Annotated in this window: 15 protein-coding genes; 10 read left to right on the plus strand and 5 right to left on the minus strand. The window is 40.4% G+C overall.

Annotated elements, in window-relative coordinates:
* Positions 1-52 precede the first annotated feature (52 nt).
* From B9A18_RS16635 to B9A18_RS16645, 3 genes are read left to right on the plus strand one after another with little or no spacing between them, the layout of a single operon-like run.
* Positions 53-1,966 (plus strand): glycoside hydrolase family 88/105 protein, encoded by a 1,914-nt coding sequence (locus B9A18_RS16635; RefSeq protein WP_084290606.1) that lies wholly within the window; start codon positions 53-55, stop codon positions 1,964-1,966.
* Positions 1,967-1,980: 14 nt separating this feature from the next.
* Positions 1,981-2,769: an SDR family oxidoreductase gene (locus B9A18_RS16640; protein WP_084290608.1), complete on the plus strand. Its 789-nt coding sequence runs from the start codon at positions 1,981-1,983 to the stop codon at positions 2,767-2,769.
* A 28-nt stretch (positions 2,770-2,797) separates the two neighbouring features.
* Positions 2,798-3,814, plus strand: coding sequence for a zinc-binding alcohol dehydrogenase family protein (locus B9A18_RS16645; protein ID WP_084290610.1), 1,017 nt, complete (start codon positions 2,798-2,800; stop codon positions 3,812-3,814).
* An 84-nt stretch (positions 3,815-3,898) separates the two neighbouring features.
* Here B9A18_RS16645 and B9A18_RS16650 read toward each other — a convergent pair whose 3' ends face one another.
* From B9A18_RS16650 to B9A18_RS16670, 5 genes are all read right to left on the minus strand, one after another.
* Positions 3,899-5,584, minus strand: a complete 1,686-nt coding sequence (locus B9A18_RS16650; RefSeq protein WP_084290612.1) for a sodium/sugar symporter — start codon at positions 5,582-5,584, stop codon at positions 3,899-3,901.
* A 9-nt stretch (positions 5,585-5,593) separates the two neighbouring features.
* Positions 5,594-7,084 carry an L-arabinose isomerase gene (gene araA / locus B9A18_RS16655; protein WP_084290614.1) on the minus strand — a complete coding sequence of 497 codons (1,491 nt, stop codon included), beginning with the start codon at positions 7,082-7,084 and terminating at the stop codon, positions 5,594-5,596.
* A 30-nt stretch (positions 7,085-7,114) separates the two neighbouring features.
* On the minus strand, positions 7,115-7,813 hold the full coding sequence (locus B9A18_RS16660) for an L-ribulose-5-phosphate 4-epimerase (protein ID WP_084290616.1): 699 nt from the start codon (positions 7,811-7,813) through the stop codon (positions 7,115-7,117).
* A 32-nt stretch (positions 7,814-7,845) separates the two neighbouring features.
* Positions 7,846-9,549 (minus strand): ribulokinase, encoded by a 1,704-nt coding sequence (locus B9A18_RS16665; protein ID WP_084290618.1) that lies wholly within the window; start codon positions 9,547-9,549, stop codon positions 7,846-7,848.
* 88 nt (positions 9,550-9,637) lie between these two features.
* On the minus strand, positions 9,638-10,348 hold the full coding sequence (locus B9A18_RS16670; protein WP_084290708.1) for an NUDIX hydrolase: 711 nt from the start codon (positions 10,346-10,348) through the stop codon (positions 9,638-9,640).
* Between the two features lie 132 nt (positions 10,349-10,480).
* On the opposite strand from B9A18_RS16670, the gene B9A18_RS16675 reads away from it, so the two are divergent.
* From B9A18_RS16675 to B9A18_RS16705, 7 genes are all read left to right on the plus strand, one after another.
* A complete protein-coding gene (locus B9A18_RS16675) occupies positions 10,481-11,632 on the plus strand; it encodes an aldose epimerase family protein (RefSeq protein ID WP_084290620.1) in 1,152 nt (383 codons plus the stop codon).
* A gap of 207 nt (positions 11,633-11,839) precedes the next feature.
* Positions 11,840-15,874, plus strand: a complete 4,035-nt coding sequence (locus tag B9A18_RS16680) for a hybrid sensor histidine kinase/response regulator transcription factor (protein ID WP_235005350.1) — start codon at positions 11,840-11,842, stop codon at positions 15,872-15,874.
* A 155-nt stretch (positions 15,875-16,029) separates the two neighbouring features.
* Positions 16,030-16,608, plus strand: a complete 579-nt coding sequence (locus tag B9A18_RS16685) for an RNA polymerase sigma factor (RefSeq protein ID WP_084290624.1) — start codon at positions 16,030-16,032, stop codon at positions 16,606-16,608.
* A 74-nt stretch (positions 16,609-16,682) separates the two neighbouring features.
* Positions 16,683-17,849 (plus strand): FecR family protein, encoded by a 1,167-nt coding sequence (locus B9A18_RS16690; RefSeq protein ID WP_084290626.1) that lies wholly within the window; start codon positions 16,683-16,685, stop codon positions 17,847-17,849.
* Between the two features lie 206 nt (positions 17,850-18,055).
* On the plus strand, positions 18,056-21,559 hold the full coding sequence (locus tag B9A18_RS16695; RefSeq protein ID WP_235005351.1) for a TonB-dependent receptor: 3,504 nt from the start codon (positions 18,056-18,058) through the stop codon (positions 21,557-21,559).
* Between the two features lie 11 nt (positions 21,560-21,570).
* A complete protein-coding gene (locus B9A18_RS16700; protein WP_084290710.1) occupies positions 21,571-23,034 on the plus strand; it encodes a RagB/SusD family nutrient uptake outer membrane protein in 1,464 nt (487 codons plus the stop codon).
* Between the two features lie 12 nt (positions 23,035-23,046).
* On the plus strand, positions 23,047-25,341 hold the full coding sequence (locus B9A18_RS16705) for a glycosyl hydrolase family 95 catalytic domain-containing protein (RefSeq protein WP_084290628.1): 2,295 nt from the start codon (positions 23,047-23,049) through the stop codon (positions 25,339-25,341).
* Positions 25,342-25,472: the final 131 nt, after the last annotated feature.

Below are 25,472 nucleotides of genomic sequence, written 5' to 3' on the forward strand. Positions count from 1 at the left end.
TCACTGTTTAAAACTATGTAGACTTGTATTGAACCATTTATAAGAAACAAGTATGATAAAAACGAGATCCCTTATATTTAGCTTATTTGCCCTCATAACGGCATTTCAGTCAAATGCACAAAATGCAATAAAGGCTAAGCCTTTATCCGATCAGATGGCCGCAACTGTTATGGAAGTATGGAAGGAACGATCCAAAAAATGGTCGTACGACGATGGCGTTGTTCAGGACGGTATGACCGAAGTGTGGAGAAGAACTGGTAATGCAACCTATTTTAAATACGTTGAGGGTAAAATGGACCAGTTTATTTCGGCTGATGGGGTGATTGATACCTATAGTAAGGATCATTATAATATTGATAATGTAAAAAATGGGACCGTGTTGCTTACACTATATAAAGTAACCGGACAGCAAAAATACTTTAAAGCAGCAACTACCCTTTGGGAGCAACTGCAGAAGCATCCTAGAACAAAAGAAGGTGGCTTCTGGCATAAACAAATCTATCCAAACCAGATGTGGTTGGATGGTTTGTATATGGGGCAGCCATTTTATGCTGAGTATGCGGCATTGATTAATAACAAGGAAGCCTTTAATGATATTGCTAATCAATTCATTTTCATGGAAAGGCACGCCAGGGACGCGAAAACCGGATTGTTGTACCATGGATGGGATGAATCGAGAGTAGAGCGTTGGGCAGATCCTAAAACAGGTTTGTCGCCACATATATGGGCCAGAGCAATGGGCTGGTATGCGATGGCATTGGTAGATGCACTGGATAATTTCCCTAAGGATCATCCGCAAAGAAAAGAACTGATCAACATTTTTAACCGTTTGGCTGTAGCGATTAAAAGCGTACAGAATAATAAAACAGGTATATGGTATGATATTTTAGACCGACCGAACGATAAAGGCAATTACTTTGAATCTTCTGCTTCAGCAATGTTTGTTTATGCTATTGCCAAAGGAGTTAGAATGCAATATTTACCGGCTTCATTTTTTGCAGTTGCTGACAAAGGATATAAAGGCATGCAAGAGGAATTTGTTGAGCAGCGTGCTGAAAACATGATTAATCTTAAAGGTACGGTTTCGGTTTCCGGTTTAGGTGGTAAGCCTTATCGCGATGGTAGCTACGCTTATTACCTGAGTGAAAAAGTAATCACGAATGATCCTAAAGGTGTAGGTGCTTTTTTAAAGGCAATCAATGAAATGGAAATTGCAGCCATGCCTAAACCAGGTTTGGGTAAAACGGTTATGCTGGATTCTTATTTCAACAATGAAAAGAAAAAGGATCAGGGTGGTAATGAGGTTTCATGGCATTATAAGTGGGATGAAATGGGCAGTGTCGGGTATTCAATGTGGGGCGAGCAATTCAATAACGCTGGGTTTAAAACTTCAACCTTATCCAGTGCACCCACTTCCGCTAATCTTAAAAATGCCTCGGTTTATATTATTGTAGATCCTGATACTAAAAAAGAAACCCCTAAACCTAATTTTATTGGTGACAATGACATTAAAAATATTACGGACTGGGTTAAAGCGGGTGGTATACTGGTATTGATGGGGAATGATACCGGAAATGTAGAGTTTGATCATTTTAACCAGCTGGCTAAGAATTTTGGAATACAGTTTAACAAAGACAGTAAAGGTAGGGTGGTTAAAAATCAATACGAAATGGGAAAGGTAATTGTTCCTGCTGGTAATGAGATATTTAAAGCTGAAGAGCAGTTTTATATAAAGGAATATAGTACGTTAAAATTGGTAGCACCAGCCAGGTCAGTCTTTAAAGATAAGGAAGGAAGCAATATGATGGCTGTGGCAAAATTAGGTAAAGGTGCTGTATTTGCCATTGGTGATCCATGGTTGTACAATGAATACGTGGACGGCAGAAAGTTGCCTGCTGAATACGACAATTTTAAAGCTGGCCAGGACCTTGTAAATTGGGTTGGCAAACAGTTAATGAAGAAATAATTTTATAAATCATTATGGATTTACATTTAAAGGATAAGGTAATCATCGTAACAGGTGGAGCCAAGGGGATAGGAAAAGCAACGGCGCAGGCATTTTCAGCAGAAGGCGCTGTGGCTGTAGTTGTGGGTAGAAAGGAAAGTGATAACCTGAAAGTGGTGGACGAGATTATGGCTGCGGGAGGCAAAGCAGTACAGGTTGCAGCTGAATTGAGCGATCCGGAGGCTTGCGAAAATGCTGTAAAAGCTATCATTGCGCAGTTTGGACGAATTGACGGGTTGGTGAACAATGCCGGTGTTAATGACGGAGTGGGACTGGAGCATGGCAATTACAAGGACTTTATGGCATCGCTGCATAAAAATGTAGTCCACTATTATCTAATGGCACATTTTGCTTTACCTGAATTGATTAAAAGTAAGGGTGCAATAGTTAATATTACTTCTAAAACTGCGGAAACCGGTCAAGGGAATACTTCGGCCTATGCCGCTGCCAATGGTGGTAGAAATGCGCTGACTAGGGAATGGGCTGTTGAGCTGCTGAAGCATGGTATCAGGGTAAATGCAGTAGTTGTTGCAGAGTGCTGGACACCAGCTTACGAAACCTGGATTAAAACCCTGCCAGATGCAGCGCAGAAATTAAAAGAGATTACCTCAAAAATCCCCTTTGAAAACAGGATGACCACAGCACAGGAAATTGCCGATATGGTCGTGTTTCTGATGTCTGGAAGGTCGAGTCATACTACCGGACAAATCATCCATGTGGATGGAGGCTATGTGCACCTTGACAGGGCATTAGCGAATGCATAAAAGCTGATATAGAAAATACAAGATATAAATGAAGACACTAGTTTGCAGCACTCCGGGTACCTTTGAGTACGGTTCTGCGGAACGTCCGGTATTAGCGCCCGGCCATGCAATTATAAAGATTAAACGGATCGGTATCTGTGGTACCGATTTACATGCTTTTGAGGGCACGCAACCATTTTTTAGCTATCCGAGAATATTGGGACACGAGCTTTCGGGCGAATTGATTGAATTTGACGGTGTAGAAGGCTTTGAAAAAGGCGAATCCGTTACTTTTATCCCTTATTTTAATTGTGGGGTATGTATCGCTTGTCGCTCTGGCAAACCAAATTGCTGCACAGCTATTAAAGTATGCGGGGTGCATGTAGATGGAGGAATGGTGGAGTACCTTTCTGTTCCTGCTCATTCATTAATTCATGGTGAAGGCTTAAGTTTTGATGAACTGGCGTTGGTTGAGCCTTTGGCTATTGGCGCACACGGGGTTCGCCGGGCAGGTATTCAAAAGGATGAATTTGTATTGGTTATTGGTGCCGGACCAATTGGTTTGGGTACGATGGAGTTTGCACGTATCGCAGGTGCGAAAGTCATTGCACTGGATATCAATGATGCCCGTTTACAGTTTTGTAAGGATAAACTAAAGGTACCTTATGTGGTTAATGGATTAGCCGCCAACGTACTGGAGCAATTAAAGGAAATTACCGGAGGTGATATGCCCACCGTTGTTATTGATGCTACAGGAAGCTTGAAAGCGATTGATAATGCCTTTCAATATATGGCGCATGGTGCTCGTTTTGTGCTGATTGGCTTGCAAAAGGAAAATATTTCATTTAGCCATCCTGAGTTCCATAAAAGAGAAGCAACCTTGATGAGCAGCAGAAATGCAACCAGAGCGGATTTTGAACACGTAATTGCTTCCATGAAGGCGGGCTTGGTTGAACCAGCAACTTATATTACGCACAGGGTGCTGTTTGATGAAGTGAAAGATGAGTTTAAAGGCTGGCTTGATCCAAAAAACGGAGTAATTAAAGCGATGGTGGAATTAGGCTAACCTATCGATATAGAGTAAATGAAACGGGGGTGTTTGTGATGAGCAAACACCCCTGTTTTTTAGGAGGTTTTTCGGGTGATCGAATTACCAGAACTTTACGTAAAGTGCTGCAATGATCAACAAAGTAACCACGATCAAAGCCATAGTGGATGGGGCAACTTTAAACATGGTTTTATCCAGTTCAAACGCCTTAGGATTTACCTTAGGTCCGGCTAAACTCATCACAATCATAATTGCCATGGTAAAGAAGAAGGAAAGCCCCATACAGATATGGAACGGGATCTCAAAACTGCCCTTTCCATTAGGATAAGCTGTATACAAAAACGTATCGTTTCCTAACAGACCAGGCGCCATCTCGTTAAAGAAAACGGAGAAAAGGAAACCTGCCAGTACACCTGCAATGGCGGCACTACCTGTAGTTCTTTTCCAGAACATCCCCAGGATAAACATGGCGAAAACACCGGGACTGATAAAGCCTGTATATTTCTGGATAAAGGTAAAACCACCTTCTCCGCCAATACCCAAAAGGTCATTCCAGGTAAATAGTACGGCGAGGATCATCCCTACAAATACAGTTGTTCTGCCTACAAAAACCAGATTTTTTTGTTCTGTACCTTTCTTGAAATACTTTGAATAGATATCTAATGTGAAAATGGTAGAGATGCTGTTTACTTTACCTGCCAGGGAAGCTACGATCGCCGCAGTAAGAGCAGCTACAGATAAGCCTTTAAGCCCGGTTGGTAAAAAGGTAAGTATGGCAGAATAAGCACCATCTTTACCGCCAATCAGCTGAGGTAAATGTCCGCCTTTATATAAAACATAGGCAGCAATTCCAGGTAACATTACTATTAACGGCATCAGAAGCTTTAAAAAACCAGCGAACAAAATACCAGTTCTGGCAGTCTGCAGGTCGGCACCTAAAGCACGTTGTGTGATGTACTGGTTACATCCCCAATAGTTGAGGTTGATGATCCAGATACCGGCAATATAGGAGGCAAGTCCTGGGAAAGTGAGGTATTTGCTGATCTCATTTTGTGTAGATTCGGCAGTAGGCTTTGGAATGATCATCTTAAAATGCTCCGGGGCCTGTTCCATCAATACATTAAAACCTGCGATGGCATTGGCACCGACGCCAAATTTCTGACCTACTACAGTTAAGGCAATATAAGTAGTTACGAGTCCACCAAAAATCAAGACAGCCACCTGAATCACATCGGTATAGGCAACAACTTTCATTCCGCCAAGTGAAATGATTAACGCAAAAGCCGCAAGTGCGATCATGATAATGTGTAGATAATCGCCTCCTGTTAGTCCGTTAATGGCAACAGCACCTAAATAAAGAATAGAGGTAAGGTTTACAAATACGTATAAAAACAGCCAGAATATAGCCATGATTAAAGCAACAGATTCATTATACCTGGTCTTGAGGAACTGTGGCATGGTGTATATCTTATTTTTAAGATATACGGGGATAAACCATACCGCAACAATGATCAGCGCGATCGCTGCAATCCATTCGTAAGCGGCTACCGCAATCCCCAGGAAAAACCCTTCACCACTCATGCCGATAAATTGCTCGGCAGAGATATTTGACGCAATAAGGGAGGCGCCAATGGCCCACCAGGTTAAAGTGCCTTCGGCCAGGAAAAATGCCTTGGCATCATGCTCGTCTTTTTTGCGCTGGCGGTAAATATAATACCCATAGCCGGATACGACTAAAAAGTAGATGATGAAAACTACATAATCTGTAGTTACTAAACTATTGTTCATATTGGGTTATTATTTATAGAAGACTTCATTCCAATGCAGCTCATTTCTGAACTGATTGATTTTAGTGTCTGCTCCGATGTTAATGTACTCAATACCTGCAATATTCGCGAAGTCCAGCATATGCGCTGTGGTCAGGTTCTGACTATATGCCGTATGATGAGCACCACCAGCATAAATCCAGGCTGCACATCCTGTTTTCATATCAGGTAGTGGTTTCCATAATACCTGCGCTACAGGAAGGTTTGGAAGTTGATGCTCAGGCTCCACAGCTTTTACTTCGTTAACCAGTAAACGGAAACGGTTACCCATATCAACAATAGAGGCGTTGAGTGCATCTCCACCAGCAACATTAAAGATCAGTCTCGCTGGATCTGACTTACCGCCAATTCCTAATGGATGTACTTCTAAACGAGCTTTACCATTAGCCAGTGAAGCATCTACCTCAAGCATGTGTGAACCTAATACCAATGAATTGGCGGGATCGAAATGGTAAGTGTAATCTTCCATAAAAGCATTGGCACCTGGTAAACCTGAGCCCATTACTTTACAAGCACGTACCAAAGCAGCTGTTTTCCAGTCGCCCTCTCCGGCAAAACCATAGCCTGCAGCCATTAAACGCTGAGCAGCAATACCAGGTAGTTGCATCATCCCATGTAAATCTTCAAAAGTATCACTGAATCCCTTAAATCTTCCGTCTTCCAGGAATTTTTTCAGGCCTAGTTCTATTTTAGCAGCCTCATATACAGATGTATGTTTTGCACCACCACGAAGCAAATCTGCTGTCATGGTATAACTTAACTCATATTCAGTAATCAATTCCTGGATAGCAGTCTCTGGAATGCTGTTAATAACCGCTACCAGGTCGCCGATACCGTAAGTGTTAACTTCAAAACCGAATTTAAGTTCAGCCTCAACCTTATCACCATCAGTAACCGCTACGTAGCGCATATTGTCTCCAAAACGTACAAATCTGGCACCTTGCCAGTCATGCCATCCTGCAGCAGCACGGGTCCATACATCAATCTCGCCCACAACTTCATCATCCTGCCAGTGACCAACCACTACTTTTCGGTCTTTACGCATTCTGGTTACCATGAAACCAAACTCGCGATCGCCATGTGCACTCTGGTTCAGGTTCATGAAATCCATATCAATCGTATCCCAGGGGATGTCTCTGTTGAATTGTGTATGAAGGTGCAGTAATGGTTTCTGAAGAATATTTAATCCTCTGATCCACATTTTAGCAGGCGAGAAGGTATGCATCCAGGTAATTACCCCAATACAATTAGCGTTCGAATTTGCTTGCTGTAATGTATCAAAAATCTCATCTGGAGTTTTTACAATTGGCTTATACACCACGCGTACCTGAATAGGCTGTGCTTCGTCCAAAAATGTTGCTACCTGCTGCGCATGTGCTGCTACTTGTTTTAAGGTTTCTTCACCGTAAAGGTCTTGCGTTCCGGTGATGAACCATACCTCTAAATCTTTTAAATTGATCATTATTGAATGTGATTGTCTATTTGTTTTCAGTTATTGTCCGTAATAAGAATCTGCACCATGTTTTCGGTCATAATGCTTTTTGATCAGGGCGTCCTTTAATTTAGGTACGTCCTTACGTATTTGTTCAGTAAGCATGGCCATTCGGCCTACTTCCTCTAACACTGCGCTATTGTAAACTGCTTTTTCAGCTGTTTTTCCCCAGGTAAAAGGTGCATGATTACCTACCAGGATCATTTCTACCTCTTTATAGCTCAAGCCGGCCTGCTTAAAATGGTTCATGATCTGGAAACCAGTTTCATACTCATAATTGCCTTCGATCATGTCGTCCTGCATAGGAGGGGCACATGGAATGGCAACCGTAAGGTGGTCGGCGTGTGTGGTTCCATATATGGGTATAGCTCTTTGCGATTGTGCCCAGGCCGTTCCGTAAGTGGAGTGGGTATGTACTATCCCTCCAATTTCTTCCCAATGTTTATACAATACCGCATGTGTTTTTGTATCCGATGACGGACGCATTGTTCCTTCAACAGTATTGCCGTCAAAATCAACAATTACCATTTTCTCTGGTGTCAGCTCTTCATAAGGCACACCACTTGGTTTTATGGCAAAAACGCCGGCAGCTCTATCAGCCGAACTGGCATTTCCAAAGGTGAAAAGCACCAGCCCTAGTTTAGGGAGTTGCATATTCGCCAAATAAGCCTTTTCTTTAATTTCCTGGTAGTTACTCATTGTTTTATTTTATAGCTATAAAGACAGGAGGCTTATGCCTCCTGAAAAGTATGATGTTCACTTTTAGTGGTTTCTTCGATATATGCCCCAAGCGCTTTGTACTTTAAAAAGCGGGACTCATAATAAGCGACAGATTCTTCTTCGGGGATATATTCCTTATCAAAGCCGCTGCCCATACCCAGCATTGCAGCCTCAACATTAGGATATATACCAGCTACTACAGCAGCGAACATCGCCGCACCTAAAGCGCAGGTATGCTCAAACTGATGAATTCGGATAGGCATATTCAATACATTGGCCATCGTTTGCATCACAAAGGGTGATTTCTTGGCTACACCGCCAATACCGATGATACCTTTTACAGGAATTCCTTCCGTTCTGAAACGGTCGACGATATTTTTAGCACCAAAACAAGTTGCTTCTACCAATGCCCTGAACAGGCGTGGCGCATCAGTCCCCAGATCAAGGTTGTTGATGGCACCTTTTAGTTCCTGATTGGCATCAGGAGTTCTTCTTCCGTTTAACCAGTCAATTGCCAGTTCATCATCATTGGTTTTGGGCAACAAAGCCGCCTGCTTACTTAATTCAGGGATAAGCCGATCTAAAAGTTCTTTCTCTAGTGCAGCTGCTGTATTAGGGGTTAACAGGGCTGAGTTTTTTAATAGATTTTTAATAGGCCAGGCCAGTACCCCCTTAAACCAGGCATATACATCACCAAAAGCCGATTGTCCGGCTTCAAGGCCAGGCATTCCGGGAATAACAGAACCATTCACTTGTCCGCAAATTCCTTTTATGAGTTTGCCATCAATATCTTCTTGTGGTACGACCAGAATATCACAGGTAGAAGTACCCATTACTTTACTTAGATGATAAGGCTCAATTTGTCCGCCTACAGCGCCCATATGCGCATCAAAGGCACCAACACCAATCACAACATCAGTACTTAGGCCGAGGCGTTCAGCCCATTCCTCACTCAGGTTTCCTGCAGATACGTCAGAAGTGAAGGTCTCTTTATACAGGCGATCGGTGAAACCATCCAGTAATGGATCTAAAGCTGTAAAGAAATCATTTGGAGGTAAGCCGCCAAATTCTTCCGCCCACAGTGCTTTATGTCCGGCTGCACAGCGACTTCTTTTCATCTGCGAAATGTGGTTGCCGCCGGTAAGTAAGAAAGGGACCCAATCGCAATGCTCTACCCATGAGTAGCAGGCATTTTTTACCACTTCATCAGCACGTAAAATATGTAACAATTTAGCCCAGAACCATTCTGATGAATAAATTCCGCCACAATATTTAAGGTAATTGGTGTCGTATTTTGCGGCGTACTGGTTGATTTGCATCGCCTCTTTTACAGCGGTATGGTCTTTCCATAGCACAAACATGGCATTTGGATTGTTCTCAAATTCGGGTAAAAGAGCCAGGGGAGTACCCTGCTGGTTCACTGCAACTGGCGAAGAACCAGTTGTATCAACAGCTATAGCTTTTATGGAATTGGCTATTGGTGTACCACCAGCTTTCTGTATACAGTCTTTTATACTTTGTTCAAGACCTTCGATATAATCTAAGGGATGCTGCCTGAACTGGTTTTGTGCAGGATTGCAGAATAAACCTTTCTGCCAGCGGGGATAGTAGAAAACGGATGAAGCCAGTTCTGCTCCGTCTTTTGCGTTTATAATTACTGAACGCACAGAATCCGATCCATAATCAATCCCAATAACGTATTGATCTTTGCTCATATTTAGTTTTATAAATGTCTAATTAACGTTTATTTATTTAAATAAAAGAATTTATTTAAATATTCCTTAGAAATGAGCTAAGGTCTTATTATACAGATGTTAATTTATCTGGGTTTGGGATGAAGTTTAAGAAGGCCTGGAAGTTTTCTTTGTACTTTTTCTTATCAAGTTTAAAATAGAAGGCTCCCTTTTTGGATGCTGATTTATCTTTTTCAGCAAGCTTGATGAGTAGCTTTGTTGCAGTTAATTTTCTAACGAAATTTCTGTTGTCTATTTGTGTACTGTACACATCTTCGTATAGATTTTGTAATTGCGGGATGGTAAACTTTTTAGGTAAAAGTTCAAACAGGACGGGGTGTAGCGCTGCTTTATACCTTATTTTCTTTTTGGCAGTCTCCACCATCTCTTCATGATCAAATATCAATTGAGGGGTTTCTTTTAACGGGAACCACTCGGCATGATACTGGTCGCTAATTTGCGCCTCATATTTATGTATATCTATCAATGCAAAATAGGTTACCGACAGGGTTCTTTCAATAGGATCGCGCATTGGATTTCCGTAGGCCTGAATTTGCTCCAGGTATACATCTTTCAAACCTGTAAGTTGGGTAAGTATGCGGTTTGCTGCATCATCAAGACTTTCTTTCGGTGTTACAAATCCACCCATTAAGCTCCATTTACCTTTTTCAGGTTCAAATCCCCTTTTAATCAGAAGTATTTTGAGGTGTTCACCATCAAAGCCGAAAACGATGCAATCCACAGCAATTAAAAATCGGTTTTGGTCAGAATACTGTTTCATTGGCATATCCATTTTGTATTTAACTGTTTGATGGTAAAGTTATCATATATCATTAAATATTAATTGTTGTTTTGACGTTTAATATACTTTTTCTACATTAGACTTACGATCAAATATAAAACTCACATAATTATGAACAAGAACCTTAATTCAATTTGTTTAATTTTTATTGCTACATGGGTACTAAGTGGCTGTGTAGGCCATGATTCTACCGCAGTTTCTGTTGCAGCGAGCCCTGATGCAGGTGGTTTTAATGGCACGGTCAATGGAAAAGTAGTAGCGCTTTACGTCTTAAAAAATAAAAATGGTGTAGAAACCTCGATTACCAATTATGGGGGACGGGTAGTTTCATTATTAGTGCCAGACAAGAAGAATGAGCTTAAGGACATTGTTTTGGGCTATGATAGTCTTACTTCCTATCAGAAAAAGGGTGAGCCCTTTTTTGGGGCCTTAATTGGTCGTTACGGCAATCGTATAGCAAAAGGGAAATTTACATTAAACGGTAAAGCTTATCAGCTGGAATTAAACGATGGTGTAAATACTTTGCATGGTGGTTCCAATGGCTTCTACGGCCAGGTTTGGGATGCTAAAAAAGTAAATGATCAGACACTTGAACTTAGTTATTTTTCTAAGGATGGTGAAGCAGGATATCCGGGTAATTTAACCGTAAAAGTAGTATATGAATTGACGAATGATAATGCACTTAAAATAAGTTACCATGCCACCACAGATAAGCATACCGTAGTTAACCTTACCAATCATGCTTATTTCAACCTGAATGGTGAAGGAGATTCGACGATTACGGATCATTTGTTAACCATTGATGCTGATGATTATACACCGGTTGATTCAACTTTAATTCCTACAGGGAAAATTGAAAAGGTAGCAGGAACACCGTTTGACTTTACTAAACCAACATTAATCGGTGCAAGGATCAATGATAATGATCAACAATTGAAATATGGAAAGGGGTATGACCATAACTATGTGCTCAGAAAGAGTACCGGGCTTCGTAAAGTAGCCAGTGTGAGTAGTACTAAAACAGGTATTATCATGGATGTCCTTACGGAAGAGCCAGGTTTGCAGTTTTATAGTGGTAATTTTTTAACCGGTGAAGAACGTAATGGAAAAAATGGAGTAAGTTACCCACATCGTTCAGCTTTTTGTCTGGAAACTCAACACTTTCCGGATGCGCCAAATCAGCCATCTTTTGCAACAACAGTTCTAAAACCGGGACAAGTGTATAAAACGGTAACGGTTTATAGATTTAGCGTACAGAAATAAGTTCGGGGTTGGCTTCGTAGCGCTTATTTGCGATCAGGATTCTGAAAAACGGTAATAAAAGGGCATTGTATCATCGTACAATGCCTTTTTGTTGAGTCGGTTCAGCGAATATGAAAGTAAAACCCTATTTTTACGCTAAACCAAAATACCAAATACTAAATGTCTCCTTTCTTTTTTCGGATTAAGTTGTCCGTGTTATTCATTCTTATGTTTGGATACAGGCCGGCTAACGCCCAAAAAGATAAAATTGGTTTTAAGCACTTGACAGTCGAAAACGGACTTTCCCAAAGTAGTGTACTTTCAATTGCCCAGGATAGTATGGGCTTCATGTGGTTTGGAACAAAAGATGGGTTAAATAAGTATAACACCCAAAATTTCGAAATCTATAAGCGTGAGCAGGGGAACAATGCATCATTAAGCAGTAGTCAGAACATCAATGCTTTATTAACCGATAGTAAAGGTAATTTATGGGTAGGTACTCAAAAAGGACTAAATAGGTACCTGCCTGAAAGTAATTCTTTTAAACGCTATCAGTACGATTCAAAGAATAAAAGCAGCATCAGCAATAATATTGTTAGATGTATCTATGAAGATAAGAATGGACATATCTGGATTGGGACTGATAGTGGATTAAACAAATTAACCACTAATGATCAGTTTATTCGCTTTCTTCCGGGGAAGGACCCTAACTCAGGTATAGCACATCATTTGGTTAAATCGATTCATCAGGATCATGAAGGGGCACTTTGGTTAGGAACCATCCAGGGATTAACAAGGATGCAATTGATAAAAGGGAAATATAGCTATAAGTCATATTTCCATAAAAGTGATGATCCAAATAGTCTGAGTGATAGCGATGTAGGTGTTGTTTATGAAGATCCAAAGCGTAATCTATGGGTAGGAACACACAATAGCGGCTTGAATTTGCTAAACCGTGACAACGGGACTTTTAGACATTTTATGGTTAAAAAGGGAGATCCCAATAGCATCAGCAGTAATGTCATCCGTAAAATTAAAATGGACCGGGAAGGGCAACTGTGGATCTCAACACTGAATGGTATTAACTTACTTAATGTAAATAGTTTTAAATTCACTGCGCTAATTCATAATCCTGAAGATCCAACGAGTTTAAATCACAATTCTATTTATGATATTCTGGAAGATGCTACCGGGTCGATATGGGTGGGGTCTTATTTTGGTGGTGTGAATTTTTATCATCCTAATGCTACACCATTCAGAGAGTACAGGACTAGTCTCGGTAAGAATGGTATCAGTAGTAATGTGGTGAGTTCAATAGTTGAAGATCGGAACCATAACCTCTGGATTGGTACAGAAGCCGAGGGACTGAACTACTACGACCGGGCTTCAGGTAGGTTTACCAGTTTTAAGCAGGATACAGAAAATGCTAATTCATTAAGTTCTAATCTGGTTAAAGCTGTTTCCATTGCTCAGAATGGTGAGGTTTGGATTGGGACCTATGAGGGAGGTTTGGATGTTTATTCGCCGGTTACCAAAACCTTCAGGCATTACAAACCTAATTATTCAGATCCTAAAGCTTTAAATTCCAACCGGATTGTTTGTTTGTTGCATGACAGTCAAAACAGGTTATGGATAGGGACAAGGGCGCAGGGGATTTTCATATACAATGAAAAGGAAAACAACTTTGCTCCATATAGCGGGTCGGGTAATCACCATGACCTGAAATTTCTGAGGTATTTTTTTGAAGATTCTAAAAAGAACATATGGATTGCCACTAATTCGGGCACTTATATCCTGGATCCGGTTACCAATAAAATAAAGGGACTCAGGGTTAATGATAACAGCTCAAAATTTGATGATATCAATGTAATACAGGAAGATTCAAGGGGAATCATTTGGTTGGGTAGTTATGAAGGAGGATTAATCCGTTATGATCCTAAACTAAGTAAAATCAGGTTTTATAACATGAAAAATGGCCTGCCCAGCAATGTTATTTTAGGTATTTTGGAAGATGAACAAAGAAACTTATGGATTAGCACAGACAATGGATTAGCCAAATTTGACAGGAAAACTTTTAAGACCTATACAGTCGAGGATGGATTACCTGGTAATGTATTTAATTATAATTCCTTCTATAGGGATAACAAAGGAGAATTCTTTTTTGGAAGTTATAGCGGCTTGGTTAGCTTCTTTCCGAATCAGATTAAAGAAAATAAAAAGGTCCCGAAAGTTATTTTTACGCGCTTAAGACTTTTTAACAAAACAGTAGTTATCGGCGATGAAAGCAAATTGTTGAACCGAAATATCAGTTTAACAAAAGAGCTTACTTTTTCTCATGCACAGAACATTTTTAGTTTAGAGTTTGCTGTACTTAACTATATCAAATCAGAGAAGAATCGATACGCTTATAAGCTGGAAGGGTTAGATAAAGAGTGGAACTATGTAACTTCCCCTATAGCTACATTTTATAACCTTCCTTCAGGTACCTATAAGTTATTGATAAAGGGATCCAATAACGATGGTGTATGGACCGATCAGCTTGAGCAAATGACCATTCATATTAAACCACCATTTTGGAAGACATGGTGGGCTTATCTGTGCTATATTTTGATTGCTTCTGCTGTTTTATTCCTTGTATTCAGGTTTTTATGGATTAGGGCTTTACTAAGAAAGGAACATGAGGTTTATCAGATGAAAATGGATTTCTTTACCAATGTTTCGCATGAAATCAGAACGCCATTAACACTTATCCTCGGGCCATTAGAAAATTTAATTAACGATACAAAAGAACACCCGGGGATAAACCGCAGACTACTTACTGTAAAAAGGAATGCCGGAAGGTTAACCCGTTTGGTTAATGAATTGCTGGATTTTAGAAAACAGGAGGCAGGCAAAATGCAGTTGAATGTTTCTCCTGAAAATATTGTTGAATTTGCCAAAGAGATCTACTTATCGTTCCAGTATCTTGCTATAAGACACCATATTGATTATCAGTTTGTCAGTAGCGATGAGCATATCGAGGTATACTTTGATCCGGAGCAATTGGAAAAGGTGTTTTATAATTTATTGTCGAACGCGTTTAAGTTTACCCCTGAAAACGGGCTGATCACACTTTCTGTAATTAGAATAGACAAAGGCGTTGTAGAAATCACTGTATGTGATAACGGTAAGGGTATTCCGGAGGAGAGCAGAGACAAACTGTTTACTAATTTTTACCAGGTAAAAGATCCGCTTTCGAGGAACAGCGGGACAGGTATAGGCCTTGCCTTGTCGAAGAAAATAGCGCGATTGCATCATGGAGATCTGGTACTGTTGCCAAGTCCGCAAAATGCCAACAGAAATGTTCAAACCTGTTTTAGTCTAAAATTAAAAACCGGCCATAGTCATTTTAAAAAGGATGAGCTCATTCCTCAGTTTGTGAATGTGGAGAATCCTGCTTTATATCAGGTACAAGAGGAATTGCTGGAGTTACCTGACCTGGATATTTTGAATAATAAACCAGTTGAAGAGCAGATAACTTTACTGATTGTTGAAGATAACCGGGAGATACGTGATTTCATTAAGCAGTCCTTAAAAGCGTTTTACTATATCATTGAAGCTGAAAATGGGGAGGAAGGTGCTGCGCTTGCATTTGAAAAAATTCCTGATATTATAGTCAGCGACGTGATGATGCCTGTGATGGATGGCCTTGAATTGTGTCGTGTACTTAAAACAGATCCCCGAACCAGCCATATCCCAATTATTCTGTTAACGGCCCGCTCAGGTAATATACATGAGGTAAGTGGATTAAAAACGGGTGCCGAGGTTTATATCACCAAGCCTTTTAGCATTGATGTGTTGTTGTTGAATATCAATAACCTGCTTGCGTTACAAAGCAATATGCGGAAGAAGTTTAGTCAGCAAATTACCTTACAGCCTTCCAATGTACTGATCGAATCTACAGATGAAGAGTTTTTAAATAAGATCATGGCTATTATTGAGCAAAATTTCAGTGTTGACGAGTTCAATGTAAATGTATTGGCTGCTGATATTGGCATGAGTACACCTATTCTGTATAAAAAAATCAAGGCGCTAACAGGTTTAACTGTTAATAATTTTATTAAATCGGTACGTTTAAAAAGAGCAGCCCAGCTTTTACAGCAAAAGACCTATACCGTTTATGAAGTCGCATACATGGTGGGCTTTAGCGACAGTAAGTATTTCAGTAAGGAGTTTGCGAAACAGTTCGGCAGAACACCTAGTGATTATTCGGAAGAGAATTAACCGGAGTATGCTAAAACTATTGAATGAAATGCCAAGATTTTAGCTCTTAAATTTGTTACATTTGAGTAGGAAACTAACCAAATATAATGCTATTTCGACTTTGGAACCTTTTGTGGGGATTATTCCTGTCGTAAATAGATGATTTTGATCGGGATATGTCAGTAAACAACTTACATACAGATGAAGAATTATTCACTCTGATAAAGGAGGGGAATCATGGCGCTTATACGCAGATTTTTGATCGTTTTTATGTCGTATTATATCTGCATGCACTCAAAATTCTTCAGGATGAAGATGAGGCTAAAGATGTAGTGCAGGAGTTGTTTGAAAACATATGGACGAAACGGGATTTTCTGTCCTTAAATGGTACTGTATCATCTTATTTATACGCGTGTACCAGGAATCTGGTGTTAAACCAGATTGCCCATAAGAAAGTGAAAGGTCGTTATCTTGATTCTCTGGAAGTGTTTATGGGTCAGGAAACTTATCTTACTGATTTCTATGTGAGGGAGAAAGAGTTAAAGCGCATCATTGAAAAGGAAATAGCTTCCCTACCTCAAAAAATGGGCGAAATTTTTAAATTAAGTCGTACGGAATATCTATCCCATAAAGAAATTGCCTCTAAATTAAAGTTGTCGGAATTGACGGTTAAGACTCAGGTAAAAAGAGCGCTTAAGATATTAAAACCTAAACTGGATTTTCTAATTGCCCTCCTGCTCCTATTTATTTTGTAATTTTTTTTCTGGGCTTGTACCCCCACACCATATAGCTTCTTGTCTTATGTTCGAAAAAAGCTAAATGGCAGAATATGGCAAAAGATCCTGGAGAATTATTAGATAAATACAATGCGGGTTTATGCTCAGAGGAAGAGAAGGTGATCGTTGAAAGCTGGTACCTGAAACTGAGTTCCGCTGTTGCTGAAGATTTAGATATGGCATCAGTGAAGCGGACAAAGGAAGCCGCCTGGAAAGCGCTCAGCGCTAATCAGCCTGTTGCAAAAAAAAAGCCTTTAAATTTTTGGCTTGGAGCCGCAGTTTTACTGATCATGGGTTCAATTGGGATTTTCTATTTCAGTTTACCCAAAACACAACCTGCAGTAATTCGAACAGCTAAAAATAATGACGTGGCTCCAGGTGGAAATAAGGCTATTCTGACATTGGCAGACGGAAGTAAGATTTCCTTAACAGATGCAAGTCGTGGCGAAATTGTTAAGCAAGGAGGATTAAGTATCCAGAAAACAGCAGATGGCAAATTGGTTTATACCGTAGTCGCTTCCGATAAAGGAGGAAAAGAAGCCTTATCGTTTAATACCATTGAGACACCTAAAGGTGGACAATATCAGATTAACTTACCCGATGGCACCAAGGTATGGTTAAATTCTGCTTCCTCTCTAAGGTATCCAATTAAGTTTACAGGTGATAGAGTAGTAGAGCTAATGGGCGAAGGTTATTTTGAAGTTGCAAAGCAAAAGGTTAAAGGTCATATATCGGGCGCAACTAATGTTCCTTTTATTGTGAAAACTCCCGGTCAGGAAGTAGAAGTATTGGGAACCCATTTCAACATCAATAGCTATAAGGAGGAAGAAGGTATTAAAACTACACTCCTGGAAGGCATTGTTCGTGTAATCCCGTCAGACGTTAAAGAAAAAGAACATTCAAAGTTGCTGAAACCAGGGGAACAGGCCCTGTTAAATGAGCATGCGATAAAGGTTCAGACGGTCGATACAGAAGCTATCATTGCCTGGAAGAATGGAGATTTTGCATTCAAAGGCGACAACCTGAAGAGCATCATGAACAGAGTGGCAAGGTGGTACGATGTGGAAGTGGTTTATAAAGGGAATTTTGATCACTTAAAGTTCGGCGGATATATATCCCGCTCTAAAAATATTTCAGAAGTATTAAATATAATGGAATCTACAGGTAAGGTTCATTTTACCATTGATGGCAAGAAAATTACCGTTTTAAATAAAAAATAGACAAGCATATAAAAACCAAAAATTAAACAGAATGAAAGAGCAATTTATTGAAGAATTAGGACCTTAATTAAGGTGTAAAAGCCAAAACTGAATTTCCAGAAGGAGTTTAGTAAAAACCGGAAGTGCTTCGAACCACTCCCGGTAAAAAAAATGGCTGGGATACCCTCAAACAGTTAATTTTTCGTTTAACCCAACTAATCAAATGTATGAACTTTTATAAACAATCTGTAAGTAAGCCACCAGGCTTATTACAAAAAAATCTATGGATATTGAATGCTGTCTTTTACAGATTCAAAGCGATAGATCATAGAAAACTACTTATGCGAGTTAAAATTACCACAATTATGCTGATTACTGTGTTTTTGCAGTTTGCACAGGCAAGTAAGGCGCAGCGTATCACTATTTCACAGAGAAATGCATCTCTGGAAGAAATATTCAAAGAAATTCGTAAGCAAAGTGGTTATGATTTCTTTTATGATATCGAGGACCTTAAAAAAGCAAAGAGAATAGATCTTTCTGTACAGAACCAAACGGTTGAAGAGGTATTAAAACGTTGTTTTGAAAACCAGCCCTTTACTTATCTGCTAAGCAATAAAACCGTAATTATTAAAGAAAATGCGCAACCCGTTGTTAATCGTGTTAGCAATTCAATTCAGAAATTAGAGCTGAAGGGAAGAATTACCGATGAGAAGGGTGGAGGACTGCCCGGTGTGAGTATTAAACTTAAAGGCAGCAGTACAGGTACTATGTCTGATACGAATGGCAATTATGCATTATCATTGCCCGATGGATCTGGAACACTTGTTTTTAGTTTCGTTGGATTTACAACACAAGAGATCGCCATAGGCAACAGAACTACCATTAATGTAGTTTTAAAAGAAGAAAATAGTGCGCTTTCGGAGGTGGTCGTAGTAGGTTACGGTACGCAAAAGAAAGTGAATTTAACCGGAGCTGTTAGTAATGTTTCCGGTACTGAATTAACCAGCAGACAAGCTCCAAATACAACTTCTTTATTACAAGGCAGAATGCCTGGTGTTCAGGTAACGCAAAACTCCGGTCAGCCCGGAGCCGAAAGTGCAAGTATCCAGATCCGTGGTATGGGTACTTTTAGTAAAGCGGGGAATGAACCTCTTGTTTTAATTGACGGTATTGAAGGTAACCTGAATAACGTTAATCCTAATCAGATTGAAAGTGTCTCTGTGCTGAAAGATGCAGCATCTGCAGCTATTTATGGTTCGAGAGCTGCAAACGGAGTAATATTGGTAACAACTAAATCTGGTAAGGCCGGACGGTTAAACATTGATTATAGTTACAACTATGGTAGCCAGCGTGCAACTTCTATTTACGACAGGATTACCAATTCTGTTCAATTCATGGAATTGTTAAATAAAGCGATCGACCATACCGGTACAAGTGCTAACCAGAGATATTCAGCTGCACAAATTGAAGAGTATCGTCAGGGGGCGATCACCAATCCGGCTCAATACCCAAGTTACGACTGGATGGACGCTATATTCCGTACCGCTCCGATGCAACAACATTACCTGAGTGTAAATGGAGGTAAGGAAGGTACAACCTATAACTTTGGAGCAGGATACCTTAATCAGGACGGGATTTTGATCGCTACTGGTTACAAGAGGTATGATGCGCAATTCAATTTTAAAACTGATCTGAACAAAAAGGTAACTTTCGGTACCAATATTTCCTTTTCTAAAGGTAAACGGAATGAAACAGCATTGAATGGAAATTTCGATGGTAATTCTACTGAGGATCAGATCCTGAGTGCCCTCGCAGCTCACCCAACTTTTACACCGAAGTTGCCGGATGGTAGTGGAAGGTATGCTGCTAAAGCATATATTTTCGAAGGGGGAAATAAGAACCCGGTAGCTACAGCGGAAAATGGAGGCAGATACCTGAACAACCATTACGCTTTGGCTTCGGCGTATTTAAACGTAGATATCCTTCCTGGTTTGAAAGGAGAAATTAAAGGGGCCGTTAAATATAATGAGAGAGAGACGAAAGTACATGTGGTGGGCATTCCCGGGTATATGTTCTTACCTGACAATGCCGGAACATATGCTTACAATACGCAATGGAATGGTACCGTAGGGGAGAACAATTTAACTGTCCGTAACGATAAAGACGTGCAGTATACCGTTTTCGGAACCTTAAACTACACCAAAAAAATTGGAGAAAATCATAACCTGACTGCCTTGTTAGGCGGAAGTCAGGAAACCTTCAGATATGATCGTTTACAAGGCTTTAAAAGGAACGCGCCTTCTGCTGATTTGTTAGACCTGAGTATTTTTGAACCAGGTGGACAAACTGCTGATGGATTTAGCTACGAATGGGCATTGCAATCTCTTTTTGGCAGGGTAAATTATGACTATAAAGAGAAATATTTATTAGAGGCGAATTTCCGTTATGATGGTTCATCACGTTTCCCAACCGGAAATAAATGGGGATTTTTTCCATCAGCTTCAGCGGGATGGAGAATCTCTCAGGAAGATTTCTTAAAAGATGTGAGCTGGGTAAATAACCTTAAAGCCAGAGTATCATGGGGTCAGGTAGGTAACCAGAACGTGAACAGAACACTTTTAGGTGAAACTATGCCATATCCTTATCAGTCTGTATTAAACCCTTACCTATATTTCATCGGAGGAAGCCTGCAACAAGGGGTAACGCAAACGGATCTGATCAATAGCAATGTGAAATGGGAAACCACCACGTTGACTAACTTAGGCCTTGATTTCAGCCTCTTCGGATCTAGTTTATTTGGCTCTGTAGATTGGTATACTAAAAGAACAACCAATATTTTAAGAGAGCTTCAGGTTCCTGACTTTATCGGATTAGCCGGACCAACGGTAAATAGCGGTGAAATGAAAAACACTGGATTGGAGTTCCTTTTAGGTTATGAGGGCAAAATAAATGACTTCCGTTATAAGGTGCAGGGGAATTTCGAAACTTATAAAAATAAAGTGGTAAAATTTGGTGCCCGTGAAATCAACAGCGGCAATGGAACCATCACACAAGAAGGCTTGCCTTATCAGTCTTATCTCATGTATATTTTTGATGGTATTTATCAGAATCAGGCTGAGATTGATAACGGACCAACTCCAATAGTGAAACCTAAACCCGGCGACATGAAGTATAGGGATGTGAGCGGACCAAATGGTGTGCCGGATGGAAAAATAACAACTGATGACCGTACGGTTGTAGGTGGTGCTTTCCCTAAATTTAACTACGGACTTACCGTTAATGCGGAATACAAGAATTTTGACCTGAGCTTCTTCTTTCAAGGGGTACAGGGAAGGAAAATTTATGTGAAAGAATGGGGTGTTGCACCATTCAGACAAGCCGGTCCTCCTCCAACTTTCTGGGAAAATGCATGGGATGGAGAAGGTACTTCCAATACCATACCACATATTTTTAATGAACTTTATGCACCAAATACACAGGTGTCTGACTGGTGGTTACAAGACGCTTCCTACCTCAGGTTAAAAAATCTGCAGTTGGGGTATAACTTTCCGGCTAAGCTGATCAATAAAGCTAAAATGCAAGGTTTACGTTTATATGTTTCAGGTGATAACCTGTTTACAATCACTGATTTCTTTGATGGAAGTGATCCTGAGCGTGCAGCTGCAAGTGGCAGGGCAGCAATATATCCCCAGGCTAAAATTTATTCGTTCGGACTTAAAGTTACCTTTTAATCATGAATAAGATGAAAACATATATAAGAATAGGGCTTTTTCTGATGTCAGCAGTTTTTGTGACTTCATGTAAAAAGACACTTGATAAAGACCCGCTTTCTAATCCTAAGGAAGAGAACTTCTGGAAAACAGAAGGGGAGGCAGGCAAGGCTTTAGTGGCTTGCTATGCAAAACTAAAAGAACCAATTTTTTCAAACGGAAAAAACCAGAGCGGAAACTCTCTTTATTGGGAAGCACTTTCTGATAATGCTTCAAATACCTCTAATTATGAATCTTTTGATGTGGTGATGAGGGGTGATCATAACCAGGCGACAACCGGTATTGTAAGTAAAACCTTCACTTTCGGCTTTCAGGGAATTGCATCGTGTAATTATTTTCTGGCAAATGTAGATCGGGTTCCTAATATGCCGGATGCCACCAACAAGCGCATGAAAGGCGAAGCCATGTTCCTAAGAGCCTATTACTACAATGAATTGACCCAGTTGTATGGTGATCTTCCAATTATTTTACAACCAGCAGAGCTTGGTGGCGATTATCTGAATACACCAAGATCGCCAAAGTCTGATGTTGTTACGCAGATCCTTAAAGATTTGGATCTTGCCATTTCTTATTTGAAACAAGATCCTTATACAGACGGACGTGCGGTTAAAGGGACTGCTATTGCTCTAAAAACAAGAGTGCTGTTAAATAATCAGCGCTTTGCAGAAGCAGCTGACGCCGCGTGGACATTAATTGGGGATCCTACAAATCCTTTTCAGCTTTCCCCTAGTTACGCAGGTATTTTCTTCGGCAATCAAATCAATAACAGGGAGATAATGCTTTCTGTACAATTCAGAGCTCCGGATGATTATCATTCTTTAGATCAGGTAATTGGTGGAAGGATGTCGATATTTCCAACTGTAGAACTTAGAAATGCATACGAACCTAATGACCCAAGAAGAAAAATGACCATTTTCGAAGCAGGAGATCCATGGGCTTATAATCCGGGAGGTTTTAAGCAAACTGGAAGTACTGCAGAAGGTCAGATTCCTTATACTGGTATGGCTATTAAAAAATGGATAAATCCAGCAATTAATAATGCTTCAGGAGCTACTTTGAGTGATCAGCATATGGTTAAAATCAGATATGCCGATTTGCTGTTGATGTATGCCGAAGCGATGTTCGAAAACGGTCAGGGAGCTGATCTGCGCGCGTTAAAAGCATTAAATGATGTAAGAGCCAGGCCGGGTGTAAATATGCCACCAAAACTAGTACTTACAAGAAATGACATTAGGAATGAACGAAGAGTAGAGTTGGCTTTTGAAGGTTTGCGATATAATGACCTGATCAGATGGAAAATAGCAGATCAGGTCATTCCTTTAATCCCTTATGATGCAAAAGGAACAAAGAGAAAATTCAAATCTTATCTTTTCCCAATTCCTCTTGGCCAAATGGATATCATGAGAGGTGTCTGGACACAAAATACTGGATTTTAACGTGCTCAATATATGATAAACAAATCTCTGTTATCCTTAACGATGCTAATGCTGTGTCTCTTTAGTAGAAATTATGCACAGGAAATTTATGCGGGTCGCTATAAGGCTGTTTTTACAACAGCCCCACAAAAGGTGCCTACAGCTAAAACACCTGACGGACCCTTAGCTGGAAATGGAGATATTGGTTTAACGCTTGGCGGAAGCCCGGATAAGCTAAGCTTATATCTGGGTAAAAATGATTTCTGGCGGGCATATCCGGTTTACCCAGGTGGCGGAATCGCATTGCCAGGATGGTTAGAAGTGAAAATTAGCGCCCTCCAGGGCGCTAATTTCTATGCAGAGCAAATCCAGGATAAAGCCTTCATTGCAGGGAAGTTTACAAAAGAAAACCTCACTGTCTCTATGAATGCCTGGGTAGCGGCAACAAGAAATACAGTGGTGGCCGAATTTATTGCAAACAAAGCTTGCAGTATGAAATTGGGGCTTTACGCTACCAAAGGCAATACCTCGATAAATACAGATGGCCAGAATGGAGAGGTAATTTGGGTTACCCGGTCTTTTGAAAATACGCCATTGCTGGAATGGCCATCCCATATTGCCATGGCGTTAAAGGTTGTAGGTGCCAGGGTTGAAAAAGATGGTACTTTAAATCTCAAGCCAAATCAAAGGGTAAGTCTTACCGTAACCATGTATACTAATCATGACCGAAAAGACTGGAAGGAAAGGACTATCAAGGAAGCGCAATCGACAACAGCAGGTAGCATAGCTACGATGAAAAAGGCACACGAAGCCTGGTGGAAGGACTTCTGGGGACGTTCAAATGTCCGTATAAACGATCCTTTTATTGAAAAATATTACTATGCTTCACAATACTTATTTGGAGCCACATCGAGGGGCGACAAATTTGCACCGGGCATCTGGGGACCTTTTGTAACTCGTGATTCATCTGCATGGGGTGGTGATTACCACCTGAATTACAATTACCAGGCTCCTTATTGGGCGGCATATTCATCTAATTACATTGATCAGACTGATAATTTTGATCAGCCATTGCTGGATTACATGGAAAAGGGAAAGCAACATGCTAAAGATCTGCTCGAGATTAAAGGAATTTATTACCCGGTTGGGATAGGGCCTAAAGGTTTGGTTACAACCCGCTGGCCACTTACTCCTGAAGAAATGCTGAAACGGTATGCAACGCGGGAAAATACCATTGATGGGGGGTATAAATTTTTGGGACAAAAAATCAATGCTGTATTCAGTGTGGGTAATATGTTGATGCGATTTTACAGCACCTATGATGCCGTTTATGCCCGTAAAATTTACCCTTACCTGCTGGAATGTGCCAACTTTTGGGAAGACTATCTGAAATTTGAGAATGGTCGATATGTGATTTACATGGACCATTACGGTGAGGTCATGCCGAACCTGAAAAATAATGGACAATGGCGCGACCAGCTTGGCGATTTTAATTCTACACTTTCAGTTGGGTTAGTGAAAATGTTGTTCAAAGGAATAATTGACGTCAGTACATTTTTAAAAGTTGATGCAGAAAGGGTAGAAAAGTGGCAGCATATTGTTAACCATATGAGTGATTTTACGGTAGGAGAAGTGGATGGTAAACTGAGTTTGAAAGGAGTTGAAAAAAGTCCATCTGCCTGGCATAGTCGCATTGCTGGATTAGCCAGAGTTTCCATTCATGGTTTGATACTCCCTGGTGGGGTATGCGGTCCTAAAACAGATTCAGCTTTTAATCAGATTTTACTGAGCGATGTAAGCCGTTGGAAGGAGCGGATGAAAGCTCCCGGAGAATGGGCAAATACACTCGGGAATGGTATTGAAACCTGTTTTCCTGCTGCGGTAAGAGTGGGATATGATTCCGACGAAATTTTAAAGCAATTGAAAGATCGAATCACCTTACAGTCACTTCCCAACCTTTGGATCACTGCTGATGGTGGCGGAACCGAAACCCTTGCTGCTGTTCCGCTTACTATAAATGAAATGATGATGCAAAGCTATGAACAGGTGATCCGAATATTTCCGAATTGGAATAAGGATAAAGATGCCAGTTTTGATCAGTTACGTGCTTATGGCGCATTCCTGGTGAGCAGCAGTTTGGAAAAAGGCGAAATCAGCTATGTTAAATTGTTAAGTGAGGCTGGTCGGCCATGTATTATTGACAATCCCTGGCCAGGGAAAAAAGTGCAGCTAATGCGAAATGGCCAAAAGGCCGAGCTACTTTCAGGCAATACTTTTGCATTTGATACAAAGCCTGGCGAATATCTGGAGATGGGCATTGAAAAATAGCCGTAGTCGAACAAATAAAAAATCAAAAAACAATCAGTCTGCTAAAATAACTTAATAATTAGGCAAAATCATGCTTTATTGCCAGTATAATTTTATGATAGTTTTAGATTGGAAGATTGTATCTAAAACTA

This window comes from Pedobacter nyackensis (assembly GCF_900176505.1).
In the GTDB taxonomy this organism is placed as follows: domain Bacteria; phylum Bacteroidota; class Bacteroidia; order Sphingobacteriales; family Sphingobacteriaceae; genus Pedobacter; species Pedobacter nyackensis.